3 protein-coding genes are annotated in these 4,787 nt (G+C 66.6%); 1 reads left to right on the forward strand and 2 read right to left on the reverse strand.

All coding sequences use genetic code 11. The features are described from left to right. The first annotated feature begins 15 nt into the window (after positions 1 to 15). A complete protein-coding gene (locus AO501_RS23975) occupies positions 16 to 462 on the forward strand; it encodes a pyridoxamine 5'-phosphate oxidase family protein (RefSeq protein ID WP_055580064.1) in 447 nt (148 codons plus the stop codon). Between the two features lie 18 nt (positions 463 to 480). On the opposite strand, the gene AO501_RS23980 is transcribed toward AO501_RS23975, so the two are convergent. Together AO501_RS23980 and AO501_RS23985 are read right to left on the reverse strand one after the other, a co-directional pair. Further along, positions 481 to 2,409, reverse strand: coding sequence for a serine/threonine-protein kinase (locus AO501_RS23980; protein WP_055580065.1), 1,929 nt, complete (start codon positions 2,407 to 2,409; stop codon positions 481 to 483). Between the two features lie 128 nt (positions 2,410 to 2,537). Further along, positions 2,538 to 4,766 (reverse strand): MMPL family transporter, encoded by a 2,229-nt coding sequence (locus AO501_RS23985; protein ID WP_055580066.1) that lies wholly within the window; start codon positions 4,764 to 4,766, stop codon positions 2,538 to 2,540. Positions 4,767 to 4,787 lie beyond the last annotated feature (21 nt).

Raw genomic sequence — 4,787 nt, forward strand, 5'->3', positions numbered from 1 at the left:
CAATAGTCTGAGGACATGACGCACCAGAGCGAGGACCACGTCGGCGCCGCCATCCTGTCCGCACACGAATGCTGGCAGCTGCTGGCGAGTATGACGTTGGGCCGGTTGGTGACAGCCGTCGACGGGCGCCCTGAGATCTTTCCGGTGAACTACGTCGTACAGCGCAAGACCATCCTGTTCCGGACCGCCGGCGGGACCAAGCTGGTCAGTACCGCGATCAACAACAACGTCGTGTTCGAGGTGGACGACCACAACATCGCCGAGGGCTGGAGCGTGATCGTCAAGGGCACCGCGCGTTCGGTGCGCAGCGACGACGACATCGCCGAGGCCGAGCGCGCGCACCTGCTGCCCTGGACGGATTCAGAGAAATCGCACTATGTCCGGGTGATTCCGGAATCGGTGACCGGCCGGCGATTCCACTTCAGCCCACGGGCACGTCAGCACATCGCGACGACTTCCTGAACCCGATAGCGCTCCGTCTCAGTCGCCGGTGCGGGTAAAGGTCACCTGGACGTCGGTACTGGGGCAACCGCCCGTGAGGTCCTCGTGGCCATTTCCGTTCAGCGTCGTGATCGGGTCTTGTGGCGGCTGCGGAAGGGCAAAGGGCACAACGATTCTCACATGCGTGGCACGGCCCCGCCCACAAGTGCCGTCGAACTCCCGGTCATAGTTCCAGGTTCCGTCGGCGTAAACCAACACCATGGCGGTGGCCGGCGCGGTGTGCATGAGGGTCACGCACCGATCACCGGTGCGCAGGCAGTCGGTCCGGGCAGCAAGATCGTTCTGATCTTTGAATCCGTTCGGCTGGATCGAGAACTGGTGGTACTGGCCGTGCAGCGCAGCCGCCGGTGACGTCTTCCGCAGGGGCAGTGCGGCCGGATCCGGCAGGCTGTTCACGTCGGTGTCTCCGGTGCGGGTGAAGGTCACCGTCCGCTTGTTCGCGCAGCCCTTGGCCATCGTCTGGGTCGCTTCACCGGCCAGCGTGCCATCCGGCCGGGCCCGCAGCGTGAACGTCTCCCACACTTCACCTACGGCGTCACCGCAGTTGGTCGAGCCGACGCTGACCGCCACCCACGTCCCATCCACCTGGTCGAACACGATCTCCGGCACCTGCATGGTCTCACCGCCGTACCGCGACGCGGTTGCCACGCATCCGGCGTTACCGCATACCGATCGCACCGACCATGTTTCACTGGTCGGCGGCACCGGCTTCTCAGCACGCTGGCCGTCCACGCCGGTCACCACGCCGTACTCAACCTGGAACGACCCGGTGAACGGCCCGGTATTGGGTGCGGGAGTGGTGGTGGTAGGCAGGGCAACCGGGGTCTTGGCGGCCGCGCCCGAGCGGTAGTGGGACATCAGTTTCTCCCCCGCGATGATGCCGCCGCCGATAAGCAGTGCGATGCAGAACAGGGCGGCGACGAGCACCCGGGTGCGTCGGGCGCGCCCGTCGGTGACTCGTGGCAGAGCCGGCAGCGTCGCGCTGAGCGAGGGGTGCGTCGGGTACTGAAGGACCGAGCCTTCCGGGATCTCGCCGGCATAGGCGAACGCCGGGGCCGGTTGCCCGGCCAGATGGTCGGCGAATTCCCGGCAAGTGCCGAATCGGTGGGCCGGGTCCTTCGCCATCGCGGTGGCGAAAACCCAGTCCAGCCCGGCCAACTCGGGACGCAGCGCCCCGATCGAGGGCGGTGGCGCGCCGACATGCCGACCGATCACCACCGCGGAATTGGCGTCGTCGAAGGGTGGTGCGCCGGTCAGCAGATGAAACGCGGTGCAGGCCAGCGCGTACTGATCGGCGCGCGCGTCGACCGGGTCACCGCGAAGCTGCTCGGGGGCGGAGTAGTTCACCGTCCCTACTGTCATGTTCGTGGAAGTGAGTCCGCCCACGTCGTCGATGCGCCGCGCGATGCCGAAGTCGGCGAGGAAAACGTCTCGCTGTTGGGGACCGTCATCCTTGAGCAGGATGTTGGCAGGTTTGACGTCCCGGTGCAGCAGGCCCCGCTGGTGGGCGTGGTCCAGCGCCGACGCGACCGCGCCGATGATTTTCACCACCTCGTCCAACGGCATTCCGCCGGAGAATCTTTCGCGCAGCAGGCGGGCCGCGTCCGTCCCGGGCACGTAGTCCATCGAGAGCCAGAACTGACCGTCGTGCTCACCGCGATCGTGGACCTGGACGATGTGCGGGTGCGAGAGATTCGCGGCCAACTCGGCTTCGCGCTCGAAACGCGCGCGGTACACCGGGTCGGCGCTCCACTGCGCCGGCAGCACTTTCAGGGCATTCTCGCGCGGCAGTCGCGGGTGCGCCGCCAGGTATACGGTGCCCATTCCCCCGGCGCCGAGCACCCGGATGATCCGGAATCCGGCGAACAGCTGTCCGGTCGTCAGCGTCAGCGGGTGAGTGGTGTCCACGGTGTCTTTCCTTCTGCGTTGCGGTCAACCCTGCCGGGGCCGCCCGATGGGCCGGCATACATACCCTGCCCCGCAACGCTTGCCGCATCTTGTCGCAATTCTTGCGAAATTCTTGCGGCGCAACCGCCTCAACGAGTGGTTGGGGGTTCCTCGCTCAGCCCGACCCGCTCGTGCAAGCGGACCATGGGCTTCGGTGCCCACCAGTTGAACCGGCCCATCACATGCATGAACGCCGGCACCAGCAACATGCGGACCAGAGTGGCGTCGGCGACCACCGCCACGGTCAAGCCGAATCCGAACAGCCGCATGAAGGACACCTGCGCGGCCATCAGGGCGGAAAAAGAGATCGTCATGATCAGCGCTGCGGCGGTGATCACCCGCGCTGTGTGCGCCAGCCCGAGCGCGACGCTCTCGTCGTTGGCGCCCGGCCCCTGATCCGATGCCAGCCAGTACTCCCGGATCCTCGATATCAGGAACACCTCGTAGTCCATGGACAGGCCAAAAGCGATGCAGAACAACAGAACTGGCAACTCGACACCCAGGGTGCCGGTGGCCGCCGTGCCCAGCCCGCCCAGATGGCCCTCCTGGAATACCCACACCAGGGCACCGAACGCGGCGGTCAGCGACAGCGTGTTCATCAACAGTGCTTTGACGGGCAACACCGCGCTTCCGGTCAACAGGAATACCAGCACCAGGGTGATCGCGGCGATCAGCGCCAGCACCACCGGCAGCCGGGATGCGATGGCGTGCACACTGTCCCGATTACTCTGTGCCACACCGGTGAGCCAGGCGGGTCTGCCCTTCGGAGTGGGGACGGCGTGCAGCCGGTCCAGCTGGGTGGTTGAGGCGCTGGTGTACAAAGGTGCGGCGGTGCCGACGGTCAGGAAGGCGCTGCCGTCCCTGATCCCATAGGGCGCCGAGGGTGGACCGAACCGTCTGCCGTCGACGAACGTGCCGCCCAGCCAGGCGACCCACTTCACCTCGGGCACCTGCGACAGCGCGGCGGCATACGAATCGAGTTCGGCTGCACTGAGATTGGCAGCGTCCGGCAACACGACGGTGATGTCGGGCACTCCCCGGTTCGGGAAGTCGTTGCGCAACAAGTCTCCCACCTGGCGGGCCGAGGCTGAGGTGGGCAGGATCCGGTCGTCCGCGAAGCCCCACCGCGCACGGTGAAACGGTGAGCCGAGCAGCAACAGCACAGCGACGACAGCGAGGCCGATGGGCAGCGCGTGGCGCATCACCGACTTGGCCCAGTCATACCAGGTTCGCTGCTGCCGGGATCGGTTTCGGCCGGCACTGCCCCAGAAGATCCGGCGCAGCAACGGGCGCACATCCCCGGAATCCAGACGGCGGTCCAGCAGCACGATCGCCGCCGGCGTCACGATGATCGCTGCCGCGGCGGCAAACGCCACCACCGCAGATCCGGCATAGGCGAAGGATTTCAGGAAGTACGGCGGGAAGAGCACCATCGTCGACATCGACAGCGCCACCGTCATCGCCGAGAACAGCACGGTTCGCCCGGCGGTGGCCATGGTGCGGACCAGTGCATCCTCCCGGGTCTGGCCCGCCGCCAGCTCGTCCCGGAACCGGTTGAGGATCAGCAGCGTGTAGTCCACCGCCAGCGCCATGCCCATCGCGACCGAAAGGTTCAAGGCGAAAATCGACACGTTGGTGAACAGTGCGATGGTGCGCAGGCAGGCGAGTGAGCCCAGGATCGCGAAGACACCGACCGCCACCGGCAGCGCCGCGGCGACCAGTCCGCCGAACACCCAGACCAGCACGACAAAGCTCAGCGGCAACGCGACGGATTCCATTAGGAACAGGTCTTTTTGGGTCTGGGCGTTCACCTGCCAGGAGACGGCGGCATCGCCGCCGGCACGCACCGTGACGCCGTCGCGGTCGTGCACGACTTCGTCGGACAGTCGCATGGCGTTCTGCTGGGCTCTGTTCTCGCCGCCGCCGATGGCGGCCACGATCAGGCCCGTCTTCGCGTCCTTGCCGAAGAATGCCGGCGCCGCTTCCGGTGGTGCGGTCCAGCCCGACTGCACTTCGCGCACATCCGGTGAATTCTTCAGCCGCCGAACGAGATCGGTGCCGACCGCCCTGGCCCGAGCCGAGTTCGCGCCGTCCGGCGAGGTCAAGGCGATCACCAGCGTCGTGTCACCCTGGTCGAATTTGCGGGACAGCAGCTCGGTGGCTTTGGATGATTCGGCGCCGGGGTCGAGCCCGCCCCCGCCCGAAAGTTGCCTGACCACTGGGACACCGAAGATCGCGGCGCCGACCAGCACCAGCAGTGCCACAGAGATGACCCGTCGCGGGAACGCGATGGCCAGCAGACTGATCCGGTACAGCACGGTGATCTCTCCCCTGGCTCT

This window comes from Mycobacterium gordonae (assembly GCF_001417955.2).
Lineage (GTDB): Bacteria > Actinomycetota > Actinomycetes > Mycobacteriales > Mycobacteriaceae > Mycobacterium > Mycobacterium gordonae_B.